Annotated in this window: 5 protein-coding genes; all 5 read left to right on the top strand. The window is 37.5% G+C overall.

Annotated elements, in window-relative coordinates:
• The coding region (gene hemB, locus ACILQF_RS10745) for a porphobilinogen synthase (RefSeq protein ID WP_395627408.1) at positions 1-889 on the top strand (889 nt) is incomplete at its 5' end.
• Positions 890-1,120: 231 nt separating this feature from the next.
• Entirely contained in the window at positions 1,121-2,500 is a 1,380-nt protein-coding gene (hemL, locus tag ACILQF_RS10740; RefSeq protein WP_395627407.1) for a glutamate-1-semialdehyde 2,1-aminomutase, read from the top strand.
• Positions 2,497-3,372, top strand: a complete 876-nt coding sequence (locus tag ACILQF_RS10735; RefSeq protein WP_395627406.1) for a sensor histidine kinase — start codon at positions 2,497-2,499, stop codon at positions 3,370-3,372. The genes hemL and ACILQF_RS10735 overlap by 4 nt, the downstream gene beginning before the upstream one ends.
• Positions 3,362-4,066, top strand: coding sequence for a response regulator transcription factor (locus tag ACILQF_RS10730; RefSeq protein ID WP_395627405.1), 705 nt, complete (start codon positions 3,362-3,364; stop codon positions 4,064-4,066). The genes ACILQF_RS10735 and ACILQF_RS10730 overlap by 11 nt, the downstream gene beginning before the upstream one ends.
• A gap of 2 nt (positions 4,067-4,068) precedes the next feature.
• On the top strand, positions 4,069-4,575 hold the full coding sequence (locus ACILQF_RS10725) for a tol-pal system YbgF family protein (RefSeq protein WP_395627404.1): 507 nt from the start codon (positions 4,069-4,071) through the stop codon (positions 4,573-4,575).
• Positions 4,576-4,600 lie beyond the last annotated feature (25 nt).

The raw sequence follows: 4,600 nt of genomic DNA, 5'->3' as shown, positions 1-4,600 counted from the left end.
GTTCATTTATCCTTATTTTGTTGTCCCCGGCAAAAATGTTGTGCATGGTATCGATGCGATGCCCGGTATCAATCATTTTTCTGTTGATACCCTTTTGAAGGATGTAGAAAAATCCTTGAAAGTGGGTTTAAATAAAGTTTTACTTTTTGGTGTTGGTGAAGATAAAACTGAGGATGCTAGTTCATCTTTTGATAAAAATTCGATAGTGGCAAATGCTGTGCGCGAGTTAAAAAGGGCTTTCGCAGATGATATTTATGTAGTTACTGATGTGTGCACTTGTGCATACACAACACATGGGCATTGTGGAATTCTTCATAATGATTATGTTCAGAATGATCAAACAGTCGATATTTTAGCACAAATGGCTTTGGTACATGCTCAGGCAGGTGCGGATATGGTGGCGCCATCAGATATGATGGATGGACGAATTCGCGGTATGCGCGAAAAGTTAGATCAAAATGGCCTTGTAAATACTGCCATTATGAGTTACAGTATAAAATTTGCCTCTGCTTATTATGGTCCTTTTAGGGAAGCTGCCGATTCAGCACCGGGTAAAGGGGATAGAAAAGCTTACCAGATGGATTTTAGAAACCCTCGAGAAACTATTCGCGAATCTGCTTTAGATGAGCATGAAGGTGCTGATATATTGATGGTTAAGCCTGCATTGGCCTATTTGGATGTTATTCAAAATTTAAGAGCTAGCACCAATTTACCAGTTGCATGTTACAATGTTTCTGGCGAATATTCAATGGTAAAAGCTGCAGCTGCCAATGGTTGGATTGATGAGCAGAAAGTAATTATGGAAAATATGTATGCCTTTAGTAGAGCAGGTGCCAACATAATTATTACGTATCATGCTCGTGAAATTCTTGAAAAAGGATGGATGTAGAAGGGTTATCGGTTGGCGGTTATAAGTTATCAGTTGGCGGTTATAAGTTGACAGATGGGTTTGACAGTCATGCGATAATTGAGGAGCATGGTAGCGTTTGGCAGTTGGCAGTCTGACGGCATTTGAAAGTGGAAATATAGCAGAAGGGTTAATAGTTTATAGCCACATTTTATCCTCCTAGCCTGACAACTGACAACAGATAATTGACAACAGATTTTAAAAATAATTCAAATGTTAGAATCAATAAAGAAAATATTTTCAGGATCGGATGAAGAACCGCTTGTTAATTCTACAGTAAAGCCGGAAATTTCAAGAGAGAAGTCGGCAGAGTTGTACGAAAAATCAAAAACTTATTTTCCTGGTGGAGTAAATTCGCCAGTTAGGGCTTTTAAATCGGTTTATGGAACTCCTCTTTTTATTCAAAGGGGTGATGGCTGTTTTCTTTGGGATGCGGACGGCAATCAGTTCATCGATTTTTGTGCGTCTTGGGGTCCTTTGATTTTGGGACATAACCACCCTGCAGTACGTGAAAAAGTGATTGAAGTCATGCAGAACGGGATGAGCTTTGGCGCTCCTACAGCTCTTGAAAATCAATTAGCCGAGTTAATTCTTAAGCATAATAAATTCATTAAAAAGCTTCGTTTTACGAGCTCTGGTACCGAAGCGGTCATGTCGGCAGTGCGTCTAGCTCGTGGTTATACTAAGCGTGATAAAATCATCAAGTTTGAAGGTTGCTATCATGGCCACCTTGATGCTTTATTGGTTAAAGCGGGTTCTGGATTAGTAACTTTTGGCGAAACCTCTTCCGCAGGGATCCCAAAATCAGTCGCGGATGAAACCATTGTTATTCCTCTTAATAATATAGGTGCCGTTGAACAGGCATTTGAGCAGTTTAAAGATCAAATTGCGGCGGTTATTATTGAGCCTGTGCCGGCTAACAACGGACTGTTACTTCAAACCAAGGAGTTCTTAGACTTTCTGCGAAGCATTTGCACAAAAAATAAATCTCTTTTGATTTTTGACGAGGTAATTTCTGGTTTTAGAGTTGGATTTGAAGGTGCAGCAGGCTATTTTGATATCCAACCTGATATTATTACTTATGGTAAAATTATTGGTGGAGGATTGCCGGTAGGGATGTATGGCGCCTCTGAAGAAATCATGAGTATGATTTCACCTGAGGGACCAGTTTATCAAGCTGGAACTTTATCGGGCAACCCGGTAGCCATGGCTGCAGGTATTGCCCAACTAACGGAATTATCAAAATCAAACTTCTATAAAGATTTGAATACAAAAACTTCCGAGTTTGTGGAGTCGATTCAACGTTATGCTACAGCTAATAACTATAAATTCAAGGTTTTTACCATAGGATCTATTTTTTGGTTTGCCTTTACGGATTTAGAAAGTATCAGCTGTGCGGAAGATATCGATCCTGCAAGTATGGAAAAATTCAAAATGATGCACCGTGAATTGTTAAATAGAGGCATTTATTTCGGTCCTTCGGGTTATGAAGTGGGCTTTGTTTCCTCTGCACATTCAAAAACTGAACTTGAAAAAGCAAAACGTGCTATTTTTGAAAGTTTGGATATTGTTTTCAAGGGACAAAGAGCATGAAAAAGCCACTTATCATATTTTATGGACTGATTATATACACCGTAATTCAGGTGATATGGTGGGGTAGGCTCCTTCTTGCTGCAAAGCCAGATAGTTTGGGTATGATTATTGGAGAAAGCGCTGTTTTTATATTTATTTTCCTAGTAGGTGCTTTTTACATGCATAAAGCGATTAAAGGTGAACGTAAATTACATAATCAGCAGCGTAATTTTCTGCTTTCTGTAACGCATGAGCTAAAATCACCTTTAGCGTCGATTAAATTATATTTGGAAACAATCATTAAAAGAGATTTAGATGCGGTCCAAAGGAAGAAATTTCTAACTAACTCATTAAAGGATATTGAACGTCTTGATGATTTGGTGGAAAACATGCTCATCGCCACAAAAATTGAAAGTCAGTCTTATACTTTTCCAAAAGAGCAATTTAACTTCTCACAACTCGTAAATGCTGTTGCTGATCGTTTGCAATTAAATACATGTAATTCTCAAGTGATTAAGGCCAATATAGAACCCTTGATTTTTTTAAATGGGGATAAGTTTGCTCTTACATCGGTATTAACAAATTTGATCGAGAATGCTATAAAATATTCGCCACCTTGTGCAGAAATCAAGATAAGTTTGAAGCAAAAGGGCGATCAAATTTCTTTTATTGTTGCAGATTCCGGGATTGGTATCGATGATCAAGAAAAATCACGTATTTTTGAAAAATTTTATAGGGTGGGAAGTGAGGAAACCCGCAAAACGAAGGGTACAGGTTTAGGCTTGTTTATCGTTAAGCAGGTACTTGACAAACATCAAGCTACAATTAAAGTAAAAAACAACAATCCTTCGGGAACTATTTTCGAAGTTATATTCAACGCACATGCCAACTAAACAAAGAATTCTACTGGTAGAAGATGAAGAGCACCTTCTGGAGGCTATCAAATTAAATTTGGAACTTGAGGGATACAAAGTTTCAGCGGCTAAAGATGGGAAAAAGGCACTTAAAATTTTTAAAGAAGAACGCTTTAACCTTGTTATTCTTGACGTGATGTTACCTGAAATAGATGGTTTTCAGGTTGCCGAAACTATCCGCCTGGAAAATTCGGAAGTCCCAATCATGTTTTTAACGGCTAAAAATACCAGCGAAGATCGTGTTATGGGCTTGAAAAAGGGTGCCGATGATTATTTGGTAAAGCCTTTTAACTTAGAGGAATTGATTTTAAGAGTTGCAAACCTTGTGAAGCGTAGCCTTAAAGGGGATCAGCTGAAGGAGTTAAATTCATACAAAATTGGAGATAAAACAATTTATTTCAATTCTTTTGAATTAAAATGTGATGATGGAACTATTACTCCACTCACCAAAAAGGAGACAATGCTGCTTAAGTTACTTATTGAGCGTCGTAATGAGGCAGTTTCAAGGGAGCAGATTCTTGAAACCGTGTGGAATTATGATGTTTATCCATCAACTCGAACCATCGATAATTTTATTCTAACTTTCCGTAAATATTTTGAGCCTGATCAGAAAAATCCAACTTATTTTCATTCAATACGTGGGGTAGGCTATAAATTTATTGATAATCATTAAGAATGCTTACTAGAAAAGCCCGTCTTTGGGTTATTGGAATCGCTGTGCTTTTACTTTTTTGGACTGTCTATGAGCAAGTTTATGAAGTAACAGCAGCTACCGTTTTAATGATTGGCTTCTTAATTTGGGGCTATTTTAGAGAAGGTACGGTGGTGATGGCGGCACGTGAGTTTCATGCAAAAAATTACGAAGAGGCTGAAATTCTGTTAAAAGAAATTGAAGATCCCGATCGTTTGGGAAGGCATAGGCGTGGTTTCTATGAGTTTATTTATGGTAATCTAGAGCTTCATAAACATAATTATGAAGAGGCTGAGAAGCATTTTCAAATTGCTAGTCGATTTCCATTGCGTAATCAAAACGATAAGGCGATTGTCTTAGTGCATTTGGCAAATATTAATCTTCGTAAAAAGGATAAAGAAAAGGCAAAGGCTTATGTTGAAAAGGCGAAAACCTTTAAAATATCGGCAAGAGTAAAAAGTATTATCGAAAAGATCGAATCTGAAATTTAAAATAATTGAGCGTGAGTAACATTCA

The sequence above is a fragment of the Daejeonella sp. genome (assembly GCF_044232565.1).
Classification (GTDB): domain Bacteria; phylum Bacteroidota; class Bacteroidia; order Sphingobacteriales; family Sphingobacteriaceae; genus Daejeonella.
Note: the sequence above shows the minus strand (reverse complement) of the source record. Positions and strands in the feature narration are given on the sequence as shown.